Origin of the sequence: Pseudoalteromonas sp. XMcav1-K, assembly GCF_044005875.1 — a bacterium.
Lineage (GTDB): Bacteria > Pseudomonadota > Gammaproteobacteria > Enterobacterales > Alteromonadaceae > Pseudoalteromonas > Pseudoalteromonas spongiae.
The window spans coordinates 90,429-112,198 of record NZ_JBIPJE010000038.1; the positions used below are offsets into that span (position 1 = coordinate 90,429).

A 21,770-nucleotide genomic window follows, 5' to 3' on the forward strand; every position below is an offset into this window, starting at 1 on the left:
ACAAAAAAATAGCATAAAGCATTAGGGCAATTGCCCTTACGATAAAAACGAAAACAAGAAAACCAAAAATCGGCCGTTTTGGGAATAATTATATGCGACTAGCACCTTTGTCATTGGTGATCTCGCTTAGCCTATTTACATGGCAAGCACATGGACAAGACACTAATACAGTATCAAGCATTCAAGCTGAAATAGATATTAAGCAGTCTGAATTCAAAGAGTTATCTGGTGTTTTAGATAAACATCTAAAACAAGAAAAACAATTGCAAGAGCAATTGGAATTACTTCGTTCACGTTCTATTTCGTTAGAGAAAGAACGCAACCAATCATTAGACGCGATGAATGATTTGTATCGCCGTTTAATTGAAGACCCAACATTGGATATTAGTGCAGCTCAAACGCGCTACCAAAAAGCGATTGCGGATCTAAAGCAAAATAAAGATGATATAGACCTACAGCTTGTAGCGATTTCATCTCATCGCAAAGATATTGAAGCAATCCGCGTTTCAAAACATACCTTAGTTAACACCCTCGAAAGCTTAAAGCAGCAAAAGAATACCGCACGTGTTGAGCGTTTACGTAATGAGTTTACCCGTGAAGGCACTGTTGAAGTGAATCACACAGTAAACTGTAAGCGTACTGAAACGCTGGCGGCGTGTGAGCAACGTGGTCAATCACAAGGTTTACAAAAAGCCACAAAACGCTTTATGGACCAAATTTTTGCCAATATTACCGAGCAGAGAGTGGTTGAACCAAAGCGCAATATGTCAGGTGCACAGGTTCAAGTATTAAGCAGTCATGTGGTTAATAGCTCATTTAGCGGGCAAGGTAATTACAATACCAACCTAAGCGTAACCATGCGTGGCGAAGTAAACGCCAGCCGTTTATGTAACTTGCTTAACCTAGATAACAGTTTCTGCTCTGACTATGGTTCTGCAATTCCTAATGTCTATCAGCCAGTTATAAGTGCAAGCTATGATGAACCAGTAGTGCGTTTTAAAGATAATAAAAGCGCACCCTCATCAGCAAGCATGGTAACTAACCGTGATACGGTAGAGGTCAATACGCCAAAAAAGGAGCGATTGTTCCAGCTCACATTGCGTTCTAACGTGCGCGATGATGAAGTGTTTATAAATGGCGTGAGTTACGGCTCTACTCGCTTAGATGTGTCATTGCCATCAGGCAGCTATGATATTGAAATTCGTAAACAAGGTTATCAAACCTATACGCGAAATATTAATTTAAAACGCTCGCAAACATTACGCGCAAATTTAAGAAAAGAGACGATTACTCAGTCTAACTATAATCAAACGCGTACTCGCCAAACAACGTCAACACCAAGCCTTTCAACTCGCAGCACGATTGCAAATTCAGCTGGCATGATTGTGATCCCAGCAGGTGAATTTGAAATGGGTGATTTAACCGGGAACGGTTTAGCAAACGAGCAACCTATTGTTAAAAAGATTCTGAGTGATTCGTACGCGATGAACGAGAAAGAAGTAACAGTAGGCGAATACAACGAATTTGTTGCCGATACGGCTTATAAAACAGAAGCAGAAAGTGGCCAAGGCTGTGCTTACTATTTAAATGGTGAGCCAGTGTGGGAAGCGTCGCTTAATTGGCAAAACCCAGGCTACGAGCAAAAAGATAATTTTCCAGTTGTGTGCTTAACTTATTCAGATGCCAAAGCGTATGCTGATTGGTTAAGTGAAAAAACAGGCAACGAATATCGTCTGCCAACTGAGGTGGAGTGGGAATATGCGGCACGTGCCGGCACTAAAACCGATTACCCTTGGGGTAATGATATTGGCAATAACTTAGCTAATTGTGGTTGGTGTGGTAGTGAGTGGTCAAATCAGAGCCCAGCACCTGTAGGGTCGTTTAGCGCTAACCGTTTTGGCGTTTATGACACCGTTGGTAATGTGTGGGAGTGGACCCAAAAAACGGCTGGTCGTTCTGATGTTGCGATTCGTGGCGGTGCATGGAATTTTGCACCTACCTTAGCGCGAGCGTCGACACGCCTAATTTTAGCAACGGATTTTCGTGCTAATTACATCGGTTTTCGTCTAGTGCGTGAGCGCTAGACACTTTATATTTATTATTTGAGCGTTTAGTTATTCGATTAAAAATAAAACTGAACGTCATACGTTACAAGGATACCCCAGTTCCATGTTTAAAAAATTACGTGGTCTTTTTTCTAACGATTTATCAATCGATCTCGGAACTGCCAATACACTTATCTATGTGAAAGATCAGGGCATTGTTTTAAATGAACCATCGGTTGTGGCAATTCGTCACGACAAACCAGGTGGCCCTAAAAGTGTTGCATCAGTAGGTCAAGAAGCAAAACAAATGCTTGGCCGTACACCTGGTAATATCAAAGCAATTCGCCCAATGAAAGACGGCGTTATTGCCGACTTTTACGTAACCGAAAAAATGTTACAGCACTTTATTAAACAAGTGCACAACAATAACTTCTTACGTCCAAGTCCACGTGTTTTAGTGTGTGTACCGTGTGGTGCAACACAAGTTGAAAAACGTGCGATTCGTGAATCAGCAATGGGTGCAGGTGCGCGCGAAGTTTACCTAATTGAAGAACCAATGGCCGCTGCGATTGGTGCTGGTTTACCGGTATCTGAAGCAACTGGTTCAATGGTTGTAGATATTGGTGGTGGTACAACTGAAGTCGCTATTATCTCTTTAAACGGTATTGTTTACTCATCATCAGTTCGCATTGGTGGTGATAAGTTCGATGAAGCAATTATTAACTATGTACGTCGTAATTTCGGTAGTTTAATTGGTGAAGCAACCGCTGAACGTATTAAACATGAAATTGGTTCTGCATTTAATGGCGAAGAAGTAAAAGAAATTGAAGTACGTGGTCGCAATCTTGCTGAAGGTGTGCCGCGCTCATTCACGCTAAATTCAAGTGAAATTCTAGAAGCACTGCAAGAACCGTTACAAGGTATTGTAAGTGCAGTAATGGTTGCGTTAGAGCAATCTCCGCCTGAGCTGGCTTCCGATATTTCAGCACACGGTATGGTATTAACCGGTGGTGGTGCATTGCTAAAAGATCTTGACCGTTTATTAATGGAAGAGACGGGCATTCCGGTTGTTGTTGCGGAAGATCCATTAACCTGCGTAGCGCGTGGCGGTGGTAAAGCACTAGAAATGATTGATATGCATGGTGGTGATGTATTTAGCTACGATTAAGTAGCTAAATACACTTGTTTTACTGCTCTTTGAGGGCGCAATGAATTTAATTTTTGGTAGAAATACCTCGTTGCAATTACGTTTGGTAATTGCCATCGTATTGAGTGTGGTGCTGATTATCGGCGATCGCTACACGGATGGCGGTTCCAAAGTAAGGGCTAGCTTAAACACCATAGTTAGCCCTTTGTTTTACCTTGCAAACCTCCCTTATGAAATGTTCCGCGAAGGCAGTAAAAACCTTTCTTCTCACCAGAGTTTAATGGTTGAGAACGATGCCCTACGCGAAGCGCAATTGGTGCAAAATCAAAAATTGCAGCAATATGAGTTCTTACAGCTCGAAAACCAAAAGCTAAGAGCCTTGCTCGGTTCTTCAAATAAGCTTGAAGAACGTAAGTTGGTTGCCCAAGTTTTATCAGTTCATTCCAACCCATACAGCCATCAGGTGTTGATTAATCGTGGTTTACTTGATGATGTAAAAGAAAGCCTTGCGGTGATTGATGACAAAGGCATTGTTGGTCAAGTAACTCAGGTTGGCAGCACAACGAGTCGAGTGTTATTAATCACTGATACGCAACATGCTACGCCTGTGCGTGTATTGCGCAATAATGTGCGTACTGTGGTGGAAGGTATTGGTAAAATAGATCAGCTTAAACTATCTCATGTGCCACACAGTATGGATATTCGTATTGGCGATGTGCTGGTGAGTTCGGGTTTGGGTGGCGTGTTTCCTGAAGGGTACCCGGTCGCCACTGTAACGAGTATTAATCGTAACGAGGGTAGGCCTTTTTCTGAAGTCTATGCCAGTCCAATTGCCGAGCTCGACCGCATTCGTTTGCTGATTTTGCTTTGGCGCAACGAGGTGGCTAATGACTAGGCATTTAGGATTTATTTTACTCTCGGTATTTGTCTCTTTAGTACTTGCATTAATGCCATTGCCCATTGCATTTGAAATGTATCGTCCTGATTTAGTGCTGTTGGTAATTATGTATTGGTCTATCGCCTTACCCCATAGGGTAAACATTGGCTTTGCATGGATGGCCGGCCTGATTATTGACTTAGCGCTTGGATCTCCACTCGGTGTGCGATCACTTACTTACTCAATTGTGATTTATATTACGGCAAGTAATTACCAGAAAATTCGTAATTTTAGTGTTTGGCAGCAAGCGATGTTAGTGGCGTTGTTTTTAGCGCTTTATTATCTTTTGGTGTTTTGGCTGAATCACTTTTTACTCGATATTTATTTTTTACCACAATATTTATGGCCGGTATTAACGGGCGCATTGGCGTGGCCATGGTTGTTTTTACTGCTAAGAAAATATCGACGTCACTTTAGGATACGCTAATTTTGACTAAAATTTATTTAGCGTCTGCTTCTCCCAGACGCAAACAATTGCTTGCTCAACTGAATGTTGAGTTTGAACAGTTCGCAACAGATATTGATGAAACACAACAAACAAGTGAGTCAGCTGAACAGTTTGTTTGTCGCCTTGCGGAAGAAAAAGCGTTAGCAGGTGTGCAAATAGCTGCTCATAATTACCCTGTACTGGGTTCAGATACTGTCGTGGTATTAAACAACAAGGTATTGGGTAAGCCAGCGGATTTGGCAGATGCAATTGCAACCCTTTCGTCATTGTCAGGTCAAACCCATCAAGTGATGACCGCCATTGCGTTTGCTAATCAGCAAGGGATAATGTCGCAGTTGGTCGTTACTAACGTTACATTTAAACAGTTGTCACAACAAGAAATTAACGATTATTGCGCAACAAACGAGCCATTTGATAAAGCAGGAAGCTACGGTATTCAAGGCGGGGCAGGTAGATTTGTTACTAAGCTTAATGGCAGTTACTTTGCTGTTATGGGATTGCCACTGTATGAAACCGAGCAATTATTAGCGCAATTTTTAAAGGAATTTGCATGAGCTCAGAGCTATTAATTAACGTCACACCTAGTGAAAGTCGCGTTGCATTAATTGAAAACGGCGTACTGCAAGAAGTGCAGCTAGAGCGTGAAGGCAATCTTGGTATTGTCGGTAATATTTACCTTGGCAAAGTGAGCCGCGTGTTGCCGGGTATGCAAGCTGCGTTTGTTGATATTGGTCTTGAAAAAGCCGCGTTTTTACACGCATCTGATATTGTAAATAGCACCTCCATTGCCGAAGGCGTGGATGATCAGCCAATCAAAAAAGTTCAGGATATTCGTGAATTAGTGAGGCAGGGGCAGTTTATTATGGTACAAGTGGTTAAAGATCCACTTGGCACTAAAGGTGCGCGCTTAACAACAGATATCACTATTCCATCGCGTTATTTAGTATTTATGCCAGATGCCACCCATGTTGGTGTATCACAGCGCATTGAAAGTGAAGAAGAGCGCGAGCGCTTAAAAAAGATCGTTGCACCATTTCATGATCAGGAAGGTGGCTTTATTGTGCGCACTGCAGCTGAAGGCGCAACCGAAGCTGAATTAGAGCACGATGCTAAATTCTTAAAAAAACTGTGGCACAAAATAGCAAAAAAACGCAAAAAAACGCGTAAAGAGTCGATTCTTCACGAAGACTTAACTCTTGCTTTTCGCACACTGCGCGATTATGTCGGTGAAGATATGGAGCGTATTCGTGTTGATTCAAAGCTCACGTATCAGCAGCTCACGGCGTTTACCGAAGAGTTTGTACCAGAGCTTGCCAAAGCATTGGAATATTACCCGGGTGAACGTCCCATTTTTGATTTGTTCAGTGTTGAACATGAAATCCAGCGAGCCCTTGAACGTAAGGTTGAACTTAAATCGGGTGGTTACTTAATATTTGACCAAACCGAAGCAATGACAACGGTGGATGTTAACACCGGTGCGTTTGTTGGCCATCGCAACCTTGAAGAAACCATTTTTAACACCAATATTGAAGCAACTCAAGCGATTGCTCGTCAGTTACGTTTGCGTAATTTAGGCGGCATTATCATTATCGACTTTATTGATATGGCCAGTGCCGAGCATAAACGTCGTGTGCTTCATTGCTTAGAAGTTGCTATGGCGCCAGATCGTGCCAAAACCAATATCAACGGTTTTTCAGCGCTAGGCTTAGTAGAAATGACACGTAAGCGTACGCGAGAGAGTTTAGAGCATATTCTGTGTGGCGAGTGCCCAGTGTGTAAAGGGCGAGGCGCACTTAAAACAGTTGAAACTGTTTGCTATGAAATTCTACGTGAAATTGTGCGTGTTAATCGTGCTTACGATGCGACTAAATTTGTGGTTTACGCTTCGCCAGCTGTGAGCGAGGCACTGATTAACGATGAGTATCACAACTTAGCTGAACTTGAACTTTTTATTAAGAAACAAGTCAGTATTCAAACGGAAAGCTTGTATAATCAAGAGCAGTTTGATGTGGTGATGATGTAGTGCAAAAAGTAAGGCACACCTGTTTTTGGTGTTTACGTAAAGTTTGGCAAATATTCGCGATCAGCCTTGTGCTGGTCGCTGTGCTTGTGTCGTTGCTAAAATATAGCTTGCCCTATGCCAATGATTACAAAGCTGAAATTGAAGCACTGATTACCGAACAAGTCGGCACTAATATCGCTATTGGTTCTATTTCTGCTGGTTGGGAGCACACAGGCCCCGCATTGGTACTTAATCAGGTATCGTTCGGCAAAAACCAGCCACTAGCTCTTGGACTCTATGTTGAACAATCGCGTTTGCATGTTAATGTGTGGCAATCTGTGCTGCAGCGCAGGTTAGTATCAAATTATTTTGTGTTGTCAGGGCTTAATGCCAAAGTTGATTTAACCCAGCCTTTCCCAAGCAGTGATGAAAGCACCGACGGTGCTAATTTAATCGATGTACTCGAAACCTTATTTTTAGCGCAAAGTGGTCACTTTGCTGTAGAAGATAGCCAATTTTTAGTTAATACCAAGCGCAATGAAAAGCGCGTTATTGCTATTGAGCGTGTCACTTGGCAAAACCGTAACAATCAGCATCAAGGCGTAGGTTACATCACCTTGCCTGGTATTTCTGATAATCGATTAGAGATTATTCTCGATTTATACGGTGAACATTTCTCTGAATCTTTTGGTTCTTTATTTGTTGAAAGTAAGCAGCTAAATGCGAGCAGTTGGTTGCGCGATGTGCTTTCGGATGATGTAACCCAAGTTAAAAGCGATATTAACTTTAAAGCATGGGCGCGATTTAAAGAGTTTAAAGTTGAAAACATTCAACTAGATTGGCAACCAAGCGAGATTAGCTGGCAACAAGAAAACGAAAGAGAGTCGTTACAAATCAATGCAGGTACGTTAAGAGTGCGACCGCACAACGATGGTTGGCGATTTGAAACGTCTGAACTTGATATTGCTGCTAATCAAAATCAATGGCCAAGCTTTGGTGGTAAAATTGACTACAACAATGGCCGCATTACGACGCAATGGCGTGACTTTCCACTGGCATTATTAAGTGATGTAGCGCCTTTGCTCCCCTTTGAGCAAACTAAAATTGTTGAGCAGCTATTGCTAAAAGGCTCAGTTTCAGACCTTTATGTGCAATATCACAACCCAGAAGATTATTTCTTTACTACCTCAGTGCGCGATTTGTCATGGCAGCACTATAATGGCATTCCTGGGGTGCAAAACTTATCGCTCACGCTGGTAGGCGATCAATCAGCAGTTAAGTTGTCAGTTCAAGGTAATGAAGATTACATCATGACAGGCGAGCTGTTTACGCGTGCTATTCCGTACAAGCAATTAACCATTAACCTTGATTTTCTTAAACAAGCGCAAGGCTGGAGACTCGAAAGTGACACTATTTGGTTAGATAATGATGAGCTGACCTTCGCCGCAGAGTTTTCACTTAATTTATTTGAGCAAAGCGAACTTAGTTTATATGCAGAGATGCAGGGGCCAGAAGTACTTAAAGCGCGTCATTATTTTCCACGAGGTTATATGCCGCAGGGCACAATTGATTACCTCAATCGTTCACTGCGAGGCGGTAAAATAGATGTGGCAAAAGTGTTGTGGCAAGGTAAGTTAAGTGACTTCCCATATCAAGAACACAACGGCCGCTTTTTAGTTGACGCTAAAGTGACCGACGCAACATTTAACTTTAATCAATCGTGGCCAGATATTACTAAACTTGAAGCTGATTTAATTTTTTCAAATGAACGCATGGACATTGTATCGCAGCAAGGTGTACTTGCTGGATTGCAGTTAGGTAACGGCGTTGTTGTTAGTATTGACGACTTATCACACGCAAGTACGCTAAATGTTGATATTGAAACACAGCAAAAAGCACAAGAATTACAGCCTTTCTTTGCGGCCACACCACTAAAAGACTCTATTGGTGCGGTACTTGAAACCGTGCAAGGGCAGGGTAAGGTACTTGGTAAAACACGCATTCAAGTACCGTTAAGTAAAGGCGAAGTGAGCGTAAGCGGTTCTGTTGACCTTAAAAATACCCCGATTTTTATTGCAAAGCCGGGTATTCCTTTCGATCAGGTGACCGGTACTTTAATCTTTAACAACAGCGATATTCAGCTCAAAAATGCGACGGCTAGTTGGCTTGATATGCCGTTTAAGTTTAATTTGCAAGGCAAGCAGCAAGGCGAAAACTACGACCTGTCAGTGACAGGTGATGCCAGCTGGCAAGTGAGTGACATTGTTAAGCATACGCAAGGCATTATGAGTGGTTACATGAGTGGTGTTGTGCCGTTTGATATTGCGTTTAATATGCAGCTAAAGCCGCAAGGGTTTAATTATACTGCCAGTGCATCGTCAGATTTAATTGGCTTAAGTACAGCATTACCAACGCCATACAGTAAAAAGCGTGATCAAGTATGGCCACTTACCTTAAATGTAAGAGGCGATGAAATCTCGAACTTGATCACCGCCAATATTAATCAGCAACTCTATTTTAATAGTATTGTTGATAATCGCTTAGGTAAGGTAAGTAATGCACACTTGATCGTCGGTGAAAATGATCTTGGTATTAACGCCAGTGGTTTCGATGTGACGGTAGCCCTTTCAAAAGCCGATATCGTGGAGTGGATCCCGTTTATTGATCATTTGGTTGCTACACCAACCGAGTCGAATTCGGATCATCAAGTATTTCCTAAGTTAAAAGAGGTAAATGCCAATATCGATTATGCGACACTATCGGAAATTGAATTTAATGATCTTGAGATAAACCTTAGCGCATTAGCGCAGTCTACCCAGCTGAAAATTAATGGTAAAGAAGTACGCGCAGAAGTGAGTATACCGCGTATTCTTGCGCAGCGACCTGTGTTTATTGAAGCTGATTATTTACGGCTTAACTTTAAACCTGAAGAAACAGAGCCACAACCTAGTGCTGGTTTAAAGCCAATTGATGACTTTGGTAGCCCACAAGATAATGAATGGTTAACCCATTTACCGGCGATTCGATTTAACTGTGCCGATTGTAAAGTGGATAGCTATCAGTTAGATAAGCTTGCGCTCGATTTAGATCCGGCTGATAACGGTTTGCTGATCAGTAAGTTGACTGTCGATAAAGGCAAGCACTTATTTATCGGTGAAGGCAGCTGGCAAAAACAAAAAACTAACTTAAGCGGTAAACTAGTAAGTAAGGATATCGGAGAGCTAACCGACGAATTCGACCTCACCAGCTCAATTAAAGAATCTAACGCCGAAATTGATATTGATTTGTACTGGTATGGTACGCCTTATCAGTTTAATACGCAGTCGCTTTCTGGCGATTTAAAGTGGCGCTTAGGCGATGGCTATATTACCGATATTAGCGATGGTGGAGCACGTGTATTTTCATTGTTAAGCCTAGATTCGTTAGTGCGTAAGCTAAAGCTGGATTTTAGAGATGTATTTGCCAAAGGGTTTTTCTACAACAGCATGCAAGGCAGTATGCAGGTTGATAAGGGCGTGGCGTATACCAAAGATACTGAGCTAAATGGTGTGCCTGCAGATTTAACCATTAAAGGTTATGCAGACCTTAATACGCATAAAATTGATTACACCATGTGGGTTGCGCCAGAGGTGACTTCAAGCATTCCAGTAATTGTTGCTTGGATGGTAAACCCTGTAACAGGTTTAGCTGCACTTGCGATAGATAAAGTGTTGCATTCAGCGCGCGTTATTTCTGAAATTGAATACACCATTACCGGCACCTTTGAGCAACCAGTTGTTACAGAAAAAGGCAAGAAGAGCCGTGAAATTGAAATTCCACAATCGACTTTGCCTGGTACACCCAAACAAGATGTGTTGCCAGCTGAAAAGAAAATAGTGCCGCTAAGTGATGCAACTATGCCAAATGAGCAATCTAAAGTTGATAAAACAGAAGGTCAAAATCAATGATTGTTGTTTTGCAATGGACGGTAAGTGCTAAACCAAGTAGCAACTTGGATTATTTGCGCCAGCAGTTAGTTGCCTTGCGCGACGAGCATGTAAATGATCCTTTGCTGGTTTGTTTGCCAGAAGGGTTTGCTTGTTTTGATGCCAAAGCCCATGACTTAATGGCGTTTGCCAATAATAGTGCGCCATTTATTGATCAAGTATGTCAGCTGGCAAAACAGTTTAACGTTTGGATAAGCGCCGGCACTATCCCAATCGCCGAAGGGACAAAATATTACGCAGCCTCTTTAATGGTTAACCAGTTAGGTGAAGTGGTTGCACGCTATAACAAAATCCATTTATTCGATGTGGATGTTGACGATGCAAAGCAAAATTATCGTGAATCTAATACCACAATCGCCGGCAAAGACTTAGTCGTAGTTGACACACCGTTTGGTAAAATCGGCTTAACGATTTGTTATGATATGCGTTTTCCGGGCTTGTTTGGCGCACTTAGAACTTTAGGTGCAGAGATTATTTTAGTGCCATCGGCATTTACCGTACCTACTGGCAAAGCACATTGGTTGCCGTTGCTACAAGCGCGAGCGATTGAAAATCAAGTATACCTAGTTGCTGCTGCTACCACAGGCACACATGACAATGGCAGACAAACGTATGGTCATAGCGTGATTATCTCACCTTGGGGTGAGATAGAGGCGATGTTAGGTGATGAAGCTAACAATATCGTATACTTACCCAATATGGATAAATTGACAGACGTAAGGCAAAAAATGCCACTGTTGTCACATAACCAATTTAATTATGAGTTTAAACATGAGCAATAACGTAGAACAGCATTTACTAGCGCAAAGCGGCCTTTCACGCCAAGATTTGCTCGATAGTTTGTCTTTAATTCAAGAACACCAAATTGATTATGCTGACCTGTATTTTCAATCAAGTCATCATGAATCTTGGGTACTCGAAGACGGCATTGTTAAAGATGGTAGCTACAACATTGAGCGTGGGGTTGGTGTGAGAGCTGTATCTGGTGAAAAGACCGGCTTCTCGTATTCTGATGCAATTAATAAAAATGCTATTACACAGGCGGCTTTGGCAGCACGAAGTGTTGCTGATAAAAATAGTGCAGCCCTAAACACCAGCAAAATCCAGGTAGTGGAGCTTGATAAGAATATTATTCAGCCGATTATGCCAATTAGCAGCTTAACGGATGGCGAAAAAATTGATTTGTTAAAACAAATTGATGCGTATATTCGCAAAATTGCGCCAAATGCATCGCAAGTTGTGTGTTCAATGGCAGCGGTTTATGAAGAGGTGCTTATTGCCGCGAGTGACGGCACATTTGCAACAGATGTGCGCCCGCTTATTCGTTTAAACGCATCGGTACTACTTGAGCAAGATGGCAAGCGTGAGCGTGGCAGTGCGGGTGGCGGTGCGCGTTTAGACTATGGTTATTTTTATGAAATGGTTGATGGCAAACCACGTTGGATGACTTATGCCGACGAAGCAGTGCGTTTAGCAAATGTTAACCTTGCCGCAATTGAAGCGCCTGCGGGCACTATGCCTGTGGTACTCGGTGGTGGCTGGCCTGGTGTGCTGCTACACGAAGCCGTAGGTCATGGCTTAGAGGGCGATTTTAACCGTAAAGGTTCTTCGGCCTTCAGTGGTAAAGTAGGTCAGCAAGTTGCTTCTAGCTTATGTACTGTGGTTGATGACGGTACGCTGGACAACCGTCGTGGCTCATTAAACGTTGACGATGAAGGTGTTGCTGCGGGTTACAACGTGCTTATTGAAAACGGTGTGCTGAAAGGGTACATGCAAGACAAGCTTAATGCGCGTTTAATGGGCGTAGCGCCTACAGGTAACGGTCGCCGTGAATCATATGCCCATTTACCTATGCCGCGTATGACGAATACGTACATGCTAGCGGGTGAAAGTACACAACAAGAAATCATTGAAAGTGTTGAAAACGGTATTTTCGCGACGAACTTTGCAGGTGGCCAAGTTGATATTACATCAGGCAAGTTTGTGTTCTCGGCATCAGAAGCGTATTTAATTAAAGATGGCAAAGTAACGCAACCAATCAAAGGGGCTACCCTAATTGGTAACGGCCCAGACGTAATGCACAAAATTTCAATGGTAGGTAATGACTTATCACTTGATAATGGCGTTGGCGTGTGCGGCAAAGATGGTCAAAGTGTGCCAGTTGGCGTCGGTCAGCCAAGTCTTAAAATTGATGAACTTACAGTTGGTGGTACAGCTGCTTAAATTGTTGCACTGATTTTAGAATACAAAAAAACGCTGCAATTGCAGCGTTTTTTATGAGCTTTATTGTAAGTCGACAGTAATAAACTGTGATGTGACTACGCCACCGGAGCTTGTTATTTCAATCGTTAAGTTCGCGGTAGTTGCATCATCACCTTCAGCGAGCGTATTTTTTAGCGTAAAACCTATCGTATCGCCGCCAAATACATTCTTACTCTTTGCACTTGAGATAGTAATATTAGTATTTAAGTCAGTTTGACTGATTGGATTCGGTGTTCCATTGGTATTACCTACCGTAAAACTTGTTTGACCAACTAGCTCGCCGACATCGGTATTTACACTTACAGTACTACCTTGGGGTAAGGTTTGTAATGCAGTGTCAGCAAAGCTTAGCGAATAAGATTGGCTAGCACCGCGTGCAATGGGTGTTCTAAATATACTTACGTTATCACGGTTACTCGCGACTATAGTTTCGCTAAATTCACCCGGTGTGGTTTCCACTGTTTCATACAATGACCAATAGCTTTTGCCACTTGCCATAATCAGCACCAATGACTTACGCACATTAATTAAGCTTTTTGTTGAGCATAAATTGCCCGAACACTGTGGGCCGTTAAACATACCATCAGCGCTGGCAAATGTTTTATTGTTATCAAAGTCGATAAAAGTTTCGCCTTGGTCGTATTGGTCGTTTTCGTTGTCATCGCGCCATGCTTCCGACATATCGATAAAACCTGATGGTAAATATTCTGCACGACCAAACCCGCTTGATACTTTTTCGTTTTCTACAGCGCTGCCATCTTGATTATCAAATAGATTATTACCATTGGTATCGAAAAAGGTTTCATGGCCAATGGCGGTAGCCAGAATGGTAGATCTGTGGTTAAACACGCGAGGGTTGCTACTTTGCCAAGTGACTGAACATGAACCATTGGTAGTTTGACAGCTTGGCTCTATTTGACCGCCTTCAGTGGTAAAGTTCACTGTAGTGCCATCGGGCACGGGGTTATTAAAACTGTCTGCTAGCCATGCGGTAATCTCACTGGTTACGCCATTTGTATTGTGACTTTCAGGGTTAAGAATTTCTGCGGATAAAGAAATACTGTTTTGATCAGCCAGACCGGTATTAACTGAGAGCAAATCAGATTGACTGATAATCTCGACGCTTTCGCCTGCATCGTTAGTCGTTGTGGCACTTGCGGTAACGCGAACCGGTGTTGGCACAGTACCCGAGATTACTTTGGTACTCACTTCACCTTGTGAGTTAGTAATTGCGGAGGTGGGAGATATTTCTAGACCACCAACATCGGTACTTGCACTAAAATTAACTAGCTGTTGAGCCAGTAAATTTCCCTGTTTGCCTTTCACGCGGAAAGTGATGGTTGAAATTTCTTGTTTGCCTACGCCGCCAGTACCTTTAATCACGATTGACGTCGGATCTGCTGATACAAACTCAATGGCACCGAGTGCTTCGCCAGAGAGGTTTACATCTTGCGTTAAAATAATGTTTTCGCCGTTTACGGTAACGCTTGCGATTATTTGATCTTCATTGCCGTTTGCCCCAGCGCAGTTAATATCTTTGTACGTTGAATTAGCTTCCCCGTTTATTGTGAGAACTTGCTGGTCAATGCTAGCTGTGCCATTAATTACACAGCTGGAGCTAAAATTAACAGCAGTTGGCGTAGTGATTACTTGCTGGTTTTCGTCTACTAATACTAGTGATAGGCCGAGAGTACCGCCTGCCGCTAAATCTACCGAGCCATCGCTTTGGCGCGCAACGCTTAGTTTCAATTGGTTAGCAACAAAATTACCATTGCTGTCAAAGTAACCCGCTTGTACAACTGGTGTATCAATATCATCGGCACTTAATACTTGATAGTTTATTTGCGAACTTACGCTATTACTTTCATCAATTTGGTACGTTGCTACGGCTGTGGCTGCGCCGATAGGACTGTCGGAAGCGAGCGTTAGCTGTACACTGGCATTACCATTTGCGTCGGTTAACCAAGATGCGGCATTAAGTTCACCAATCTCAGCAGTAAAACTAATCGGTACTTGGCTAATTGGGTTGTTGAGGTTGTCGAGCAAATTGGCTTTAAGCGTAATAACTTCGCCTTGCTTAGCATTGTTTACCGCTAAATCGCCAACTAAGCTGGTGAGTGTTACAACAGGCAGTAGCGTTGTTTGACTAGTGTCACGTAAAAACTCAAAGCTTGTGCTAGCGCTCGCATCTTGCGATGTTGCTGTGATGTCAGCTGCGCCAATATCAGAAGGGGTACTGCTGAGTAATACTTGTGCAATGCCATCAATATTGGTTAATTTGCTACTTGGCGACAATGTGCCTAGCGCTGTTTCAAAACTAACACTGGTATTGCTTACGGCTTCGCTATTTTTACTTAGAAAAGCCTGTACACAAAATGTTGACCCAGCAACGAGAGAAGGTGTGGTAAGCGCTTGGCAGTTTTCATCAAGTACCGAAAGTGTCAATAGCGTTGGCGCATTTGGGTCTGGCGGTGTCACTTCATCGTTTTTACCCGATGAGCCATTACACGCTGCAAGCGCAGATGCAGTGAGTAAAATACCAAGTTGCCTTATTGTTCTCATGCTTATCCTTAACCGTTGCTGTTTGTTTTATTAGTGCGTGATTACTTGTTTTAAACACTGAAAAATTTCGCGATAAGCTTTAGCTGGCTTATTTGCTTCTTTTTCTTTTTTTGCTTGGCGTGTTAATTGACGTAATCGCTGTCTATCAAGTTCGGGATATTCTGATACTAACTCATTGATCTTATTGTCGCCAACTTCAATTAACTCATCGCGAATATGTTCAAGTTTATGAAACAACACATTGCCTTGCGCATGCTTGTTTTTCAGAATATCTACCGCTTTAGTGATCTCTTCAATATTTGCCGCTAAGCGTAAACATTTTGCAATGTAGTTTAAATGTCTGCGGTAAGCTTCTGTTTTCTCTTTAAGGCGATCTGCAAGCTCCATCGCTTCAATCAATTCATCATTTAATGGAATTGTTTTACGTTGCTTTTTGCTTAGTCCAGCAATATCGGCACCAAGTCCATGTAACTCTTTGGCATCACGTTTAAGTTCTGCACGTGATACGTAAATAATTTCTTCCTCTGGCGTATCGAAATCAACTTTGTTCTTTTTGGCCATGGTTTCTCCACAAATTAGTAATGTCACGCATTGTTAGTCTGTTTTGAGTGAATCTACCCAAGTCTAATTGCGTAATTTCTTTATATTATACGTGAAAAATCTGTTTCGATGCTCTGCCTTATGACGGTATTTTTGATATGCTTAAAAAAATATTTAAATTTAAACTCATTTTCCTATGCAAGCAGACTCTAACGATCCAATTTTTCAGCGCCTTAATGAAGTTAAGCAAGCGGTGAGCGAAGCGCTCGATTACGCAAAACAGTTAGGCGCAAGCTCTGCTGAAGCGGCAATGTCGAGTACTTCAGGTTTATCTGTTTCAACCCGTTTAGGCGAGCTTGAAACGATTGAATATAACCAAGACGGTGCCCTTGGTATTAGTGTTTATGTAGGAAATAAAAAAGGCTCAGCGTCAACCGCAGATTTAAGCCCTGAGGCGCTAAAAACGGTTGTATCGAAAGCAGTTGAGATTGCTAAATACACATCAGAAGATCCATGTAATGGCATCGCTGATAAAGAGTTGCTTGATTTTGCTCCGCAAGATCTTGATTTGTATCACCCTTGGCAAGTAACCGCTGAGCAAGGAATTGACTTGTGTAAACAAGCTGAAGCGGCGGCAATGCAGTTTGATAGTCGTATTAGTAATTCAGATGGCGCTAGTTTTTCTAGCCACAATGGTCTGCGTGTATATGGCAATAGCTATGGTCAATTAGTGGGATTTCCGCGCAGTCGTCATAGCATTAGCTGTATGGTGATTGGCGAAGAAAATGGCATGATGCAACGCGATTCAGCGTATACCATCGCACGTAAACAAGAAGGGTTAAGTAGCGCTGAAAGTGTTGGTATTGAAGCGGCAGAAGAAACAATCGCACGTTTAAATTGTCGTCGTATTCCAACGGGTAAGTATCCGGTTGTGTTTCGCGCTGATATCGCCAGCTCGCTATTTGGTCATTTAGTTTCAGCCATTGGTGGTGGTGCACTTTATCGCAAATCGAGTTTCTTGCTTGATAGCTTAGGTAGCCAAGTGTTTAGCGATAAAGTGAATATTCAAGAGCGTCCGCATATATTAGGTGGCTTAGCATCTTCTGCTGTAGACAGTGAAGGGGTTAAAACCATAGATCGTGAAATCATTAAAGGTGGTGAGTTACAAACTTACTTATTAGCAAGTTATGCATCACGCAAACTTGGTATGCAGGCAACAGGTCATGCTGGTGGTATTCACAACTGGTTAGTAGAAGCTTCACATCAAGATTTAAAAAATGTGCTTAATGAAATGGGCACAGGTTTGTTAGTAACTGAAGTTATGGGTCAAGGTGTTAATATTGTTACCGGTGATTATTCACGCGGTGCAGCTGGCTTTTGGGTAGAAAATGGTGAAATTCAATACCCAGTAAGTGAAGTTACCATTGCCGGAAACCTGAAAGACATGTTCTTAAAAGTGGCGGCAATTGGCGGTGATGTTGATGTGCGCGGCAGCATTCAAACTGGCTCAATTTTGATTGAGAGTATGTCTATTGCCGGTGAGTAGTCGGCCTTAATTACGACACCTTACCAATATTGCTCCACGGTAATATTTCCAGGCTTTGCGCGGCGATTTCGCGTAAAGCCTAAATCTAATAGTAATTGCGTTGTTTCTTTGACCATTTCTGGATTTCCACAAAGCATAAATTGACTGTTTTGTGGCGTTGGCGTTACTTCAACATGGCTAAACAACTCACCTGAGGTTATCGCATTAGTAATGCGACCTTGCAGCCCATCGGGCCACTCCTCTTGACTGATAACGGGCACAAACGTCAGTGGATGATTGCTACACAGGTCGCAAATTTGCTGCTGATAAACTAAGTCTGTGTGATTACGTACCCCGTGAACAAGCACAACATGTTTATACTTTTGCCAAATCGCACCATCACCTAGCATAGATAAAAAAGGCCCAATCGCCGTGCCTGTCGCTAATAGCCATAATGTGTCAGATTCTGGCACCTCATCTAACGTAAAAAAGCCAGAGGCTTGCTCAGCAATTTGCAATGTATCCCCTTTTTTTAAATCCGAAAGCGGCGGTGAAAGTAATCCGTCTTCCACAGTAACCAGTAAAAACTCGTGAAGGTTATTGTTTGGCGGTGTATTGACGAAAGAATATGCACGGGCGACTTTTTTATCTTCAATTGTCATTGCAAGTTTAGTAAATTGCCCTGCTTTATAACTTGGTAATGACGCAGACACGGTTAAACTAAATAGCTTGTCGTTCCACCACTTGATATGAGTAACTTGTCCATCAATCCAATTTGCCATAATTTGCTCTCAACATTTATTTGGGGCTACTTTAACTGTGGCAGCTGCGCTGAGAATTTCAATCTAGTGGAAAGAATTTTATTGAGGAAATAGTATGTTAGGTGAAGTGGCAGCGTTAGCTGCGGCTTTTTTTTGGGCTTTAGCAAGCCTGCTGTATGGTCGCTTTAGTCATCACTTTAGTGCCTTGCAGCTTAATTTGGTTAAAGGTGTTATTGCTGCATCATTAATGTTGCTTACGCTGCCTTTACTGCCAAATGTGGAATTTTCTTTATCGCCTGAGCATATAGGGATTTTGTTATTTTCAGGTGTGATAGGTATTGCTATTGGTGATAGTGCTTATTTTGCGTCATTAAAGCGCATAGGCGTAAATAAAACTCTCTTGCTTGAATCAATCGCTCCGCCACTTTCCGGTATTTTAGCGGTATTTATACTTGGAAGCTTATTAACTTGGCAGAGTTGGTTAGGAGTGTTGGTAACGACCTTTGCGGTAGCCTTAGTGGTAATGCAGCCTGAAACCCATACCCAAAAAGTGAATGCAGCTGGCATAGGGTTTGGTTTATTAGCCAGTGTTTGCCAAGCCTCGGGCGTGGTGATTTCTCATTATGCCCTTGTTGCTGGCGATATTGAGCCGTTACTAGGAGCAGTACTTAGACTACTTGCGGGTGTGGGCGTGCTGCTTTTAACCCTTGTACTGATTAAACGACAACAGTTAGCCCAGCTAGTTACTGGTTTTTCAAAAATGGCACAGCGTGAGTTTGTATTACTATTACTTGCCATTGTGGTGGGGACCTTTTTAACGCTTTGGTTGCAGCAAATTGCACTTAAATATGCGAATCCGGCTGTAGCGCAAACGTTAATTGCCACATCACCTTTATTTATTTTATTGTTTTCAATTTTAAAAGGGCAAATCCCTTCTGGAAAAACGCTGTTTGGCACTGTGCTTGCGGTTGGCGGGATTTCGTTGTTTTTTATTTTCCGGTAATTAGTATGAAAAAAATGCTGTGAAGAAGATATATAAATAAAAAAGGTGGCAAGGCCACCTTTTTCTAGCGTTAATAAATAAACCGCCGTTTATTTATTTGTAGTCTCAAGAGGCGTAAAGATCGCATTATTTTCAATCATTTGTTGCGTACGATCTTGTGGCATTTTAAGAGGCTCCCCAACAACTTGTTTAGCCGTTGTTGATGTCTTTGGTGCATAGCTTGCAGCAATTGGTGGGCAGCTGCCTCGTTCGATGTGGTAAAGCGCAGCTGATAGCATGCCTTCTGAAATATCACCGAGTGGACGAGTTAAGTCATCACTTACCGTACAGCCGCGCACTTCGTTTTGGAAGTTAGGATTTTGCTTAGGAATTAGTCCATCAGAGTACTCACCAAAACCTTTATCATTTACACCGCTAAACTGAATTGTGAAATAGGTTGTACTGCAATTATCGGTTGGAACAAAGCCATAAGGCTTACCACATGTTTGGCCACCAATTAATACAACATCTAAATCAATACCTTTTAAGCCGTTAATTAGTGCTTCACTTGCTGAACAAGTTGAATCACTCGATAACACGTATACCTTATTTAGGCCTACGGTTGGTAAATCGATATTAGTTAAATTACCGTTTTGCCAATCAATTTTTTTATCATAGAAGCCGATAGTTTCATCATTAGACCATTTGCCATTGTACTTAAGCGTATAATAATCTCGGTTTTGCGTATTCACATCACCGGCAATCATATAAGCAAGCTGTGAAGAAAGCGCGAGCAAACCACCGCCGTTGTATCTTAAATCAACTACCAACTCGCTAACATTTTGGTTCCTAAATTGGGTGAACTTGTTGATTAGATCATCTTGCGCGTCGCTGATATTAAATGTATCGAATTGAATATAGCCAACCGTTTTACCTGCATGGACAAAGGTATTGGTCGCTTTAACTGGCGAAAGATCATAACTACCAGATGTCACTGTAATGGTCCTTTCTGCGCCAAATACATCTTTTACCGTGATGTCATGACTTTGACCATTATTTGTCGGAAACAAACCGGCATTAAGTGTGTCAACATCATTGCCATTTAAGAAATCAGCACCATCCACTTTGATGATTTGATCGCCACGTATAAAGCCTGCTGTATCTGCAGGTGAACCTGGTTCAATAGTTGCCACATATAATGTGCGTGGAAGCGTGAAACGACCTTCTGCATCGAGGTTACGCGCTTGCCAGCGAATGCCATATCCTGAAGATGCACTACCTTGCGTGCGCTTACGGTACTCAGCGGTATCTTGTGCGAAGTGGAAATTATCTTTATCTGCCCCTGAGCTGGTTTTGGCAAAGGTTTTAAGTACGTCGAAATAAGCCTGTGGTGTACTGTAATTGGCAGGATCGACATCTTCAACTTCATCGAACCAGAGGTATGATTCATGATTCCAAGAACGTAACCACATTTTTTCATCTGTGAGTGTACCAGCACGATCTTTATATACTTCATTGGTATAAGGATCAGACCCCGTACGAACAACGGCACATTTATTTGCAAATATCTCTTTTGCTTTAAATTCACCGGCAACCCATGAATTATCGCCGCCACCAATACCATTATCTGGGTCTACGTCTGAGCTTGAATCACTATTACAGGCTACTAACATCGACATTGATAACGCTAAGGTAATTCCTTTTTGCAATTTACTGAACTTCATAAATATTTCCTTAAATAAGATCGCAATTTATCGTAACAAAATATCAGAGGGTCAAAATAACAACAACTTTTTACAGTTAAAGTTTGTAAAAGCACTATCTGTTATGCGTATGCTTTATTTTCTTAAACCATAAATATTCGATCGCTTTTTGTGCAAAAAGTTTTAATGCTAGGCTAGTAAAGGCTTGATCTAAGATCTCTCTCCACATTTTTCCACTAAATTCATTAACTTTGCTCTAGCCCTTATCAATAAAGGGCTAGCGAGAAAAATATTATTGTTACAATTCTTGACAAATACCTGTGTCAAGCCCTAGACTCTAACGTTGTGGAGAAAAGTGGTAAAAAATGGATCTCAGTGGATCGGCACTAATAACAAAATGGGAACGCTTACATGTTTCGTGGCGCACATGCAATTAACCTCGACGACAAAGGACGCTTGGCAATACCAACCAAGTTTCGTGCTTTATTGCAGGCAGATTGCGAAGGCCAGTTAGTGTGCACGATTGACTTAAAAGATCCCTGTCTTTTGTTGTATCCGCTAAGTGAATGGCAAGAAGTTGAGCAAAAACTGAGTCAGTTATCGAATATGGTTGAAGCGGAACGCCGCGTTAAACGTATTTTACTTGGTAGTGCGATGGAATGTCAGCTTGATAAAAACGGCAGAATTTTATTGTCATCTCCACTCCGAGCACATGCAGGGCTCAATAAAAAATTAATGTTAGTTGGTCAACTCAATAAGTTTGAGCTTTGGGATGAAGATACTTGGAATGAAAAACTACAACAAGATATCGCCCAAGAACAGCAAAAAGATCTGACCGTTAGCGAACGACTACAAGATTTCAATTTTTAA

At 42.1% G+C, this 21,770-nt stretch carries 16 protein-coding genes; 12 read left to right on the forward strand and 4 right to left on the reverse strand.

What is annotated here, in order from left to right:
- Positions 1-92 precede the first annotated feature (92 nt).
- The 9 genes from ACHSBP_RS08160 (at position 93) to tldD (ending at position 12,788) form a co-directional block, all read left to right on the forward strand.
- Complete coding sequence (locus ACHSBP_RS08160) at positions 93-2,084, forward strand: formylglycine-generating enzyme family protein (RefSeq protein WP_010561192.1); 1,992 nt, start codon at positions 93-95, stop codon at positions 2,082-2,084.
- A gap of 85 nt (positions 2,085-2,169) precedes the next feature.
- Complete coding sequence (locus tag ACHSBP_RS08165; RefSeq protein ID WP_010561191.1) at positions 2,170-3,213, forward strand: rod shape-determining protein; 1,044 nt, start codon at positions 2,170-2,172, stop codon at positions 3,211-3,213.
- A 40-nt stretch (positions 3,214-3,253) separates the two neighbouring features.
- Entirely contained in the window at positions 3,254-4,087 is an 834-nt protein-coding gene (gene mreC / locus ACHSBP_RS08170; protein ID WP_010561190.1) for a rod shape-determining protein MreC, read from the forward strand.
- A complete protein-coding gene (mreD, locus tag ACHSBP_RS08175) occupies positions 4,080-4,556 on the forward strand; it encodes a rod shape-determining protein MreD (protein ID WP_010561189.1) in 477 nt (158 codons plus the stop codon). The genes mreC and mreD overlap by 8 nt, the downstream gene beginning before the upstream one ends.
- Positions 4,556-5,131, forward strand: a complete 576-nt coding sequence (locus tag ACHSBP_RS08180; RefSeq protein ID WP_395388528.1) for a Maf family protein — start codon at positions 4,556-4,558, stop codon at positions 5,129-5,131. The genes mreD and ACHSBP_RS08180 overlap by 1 nt, the downstream gene beginning before the upstream one ends.
- Complete coding sequence (gene rng, locus ACHSBP_RS08185) at positions 5,128-6,600, forward strand: ribonuclease G (RefSeq protein WP_010561187.1); 1,473 nt, start codon at positions 5,128-5,130, stop codon at positions 6,598-6,600. The genes ACHSBP_RS08180 and rng overlap by 4 nt, the downstream gene beginning before the upstream one ends.
- Positions 6,600-10,526, forward strand: a complete 3,927-nt coding sequence (locus ACHSBP_RS08190) for a YhdP family protein (protein WP_010561186.1) — start codon at positions 6,600-6,602, stop codon at positions 10,524-10,526. Before rng ends, ACHSBP_RS08190 begins: the two co-directional genes overlap by 1 nt.
- Positions 10,523-11,347, forward strand: coding sequence for a carbon-nitrogen hydrolase family protein (locus ACHSBP_RS08195; RefSeq protein ID WP_010561185.1), 825 nt, complete (start codon positions 10,523-10,525; stop codon positions 11,345-11,347). The genes ACHSBP_RS08190 and ACHSBP_RS08195 overlap by 4 nt, the downstream gene beginning before the upstream one ends.
- A complete protein-coding gene (gene tldD / locus ACHSBP_RS08200) occupies positions 11,337-12,788 on the forward strand; it encodes a metalloprotease TldD (protein ID WP_010561184.1) in 1,452 nt (483 codons plus the stop codon). Before ACHSBP_RS08195 ends, tldD begins: the two co-directional genes overlap by 11 nt.
- Before the next feature lie 60 nt (positions 12,789-12,848).
- On the opposite strand, the gene ACHSBP_RS08205 is transcribed toward tldD, so the two are convergent.
- Positions 12,849-15,389, reverse strand: coding sequence for an Ig-like domain-containing protein (locus ACHSBP_RS08205; RefSeq protein WP_395388512.1), 2,541 nt, complete (start codon positions 15,387-15,389; stop codon positions 12,849-12,851).
- A gap of 30 nt (positions 15,390-15,419) precedes the next feature.
- A complete protein-coding gene (gene yjgA, locus ACHSBP_RS08210; protein ID WP_010561182.1) occupies positions 15,420-15,950 on the reverse strand; it encodes a ribosome biogenesis factor YjgA in 531 nt (176 codons plus the stop codon).
- A 175-nt stretch (positions 15,951-16,125) separates the two neighbouring features.
- On the opposite strand from yjgA, the gene pmbA reads away from it, so the two are divergent.
- Complete coding sequence (gene pmbA, locus ACHSBP_RS08215; protein ID WP_010561181.1) at positions 16,126-17,475, forward strand: metalloprotease PmbA; 1,350 nt, start codon at positions 16,126-16,128, stop codon at positions 17,473-17,475.
- 20 nt (positions 17,476-17,495) lie between these two features.
- Here the strand turns inward: pmbA and ACHSBP_RS08220 are convergent, their stop codons facing one another.
- Entirely contained in the window at positions 17,496-18,236 is a 741-nt protein-coding gene (locus ACHSBP_RS08220; RefSeq protein ID WP_010561180.1) for a ferredoxin--NADP reductase, read from the reverse strand.
- Between the two features lie 94 nt (positions 18,237-18,330).
- On the opposite strand from ACHSBP_RS08220, the gene ACHSBP_RS08225 reads away from it, so the two are divergent.
- A complete protein-coding gene (locus ACHSBP_RS08225; RefSeq protein WP_010561179.1) occupies positions 18,331-19,218 on the forward strand; it encodes a DMT family transporter in 888 nt (295 codons plus the stop codon).
- 89 nt (positions 19,219-19,307) lie between these two features.
- Here the strand turns inward: ACHSBP_RS08225 and ACHSBP_RS08230 are convergent, their stop codons facing one another.
- Positions 19,308-20,921, reverse strand: a complete 1,614-nt coding sequence (locus ACHSBP_RS08230) for a S41 family peptidase (RefSeq protein WP_010561178.1) — start codon at positions 20,919-20,921, stop codon at positions 19,308-19,310.
- Between the two features lie 390 nt (positions 20,922-21,311).
- Here ACHSBP_RS08230 and mraZ point away from each other — a divergent pair, with 390 nt between their 5' ends.
- Positions 21,312-21,770 (forward strand): division/cell wall cluster transcriptional repressor MraZ, encoded by a 459-nt coding sequence (mraZ, locus tag ACHSBP_RS08235; protein ID WP_010561177.1) that lies wholly within the window; start codon positions 21,312-21,314, stop codon positions 21,768-21,770.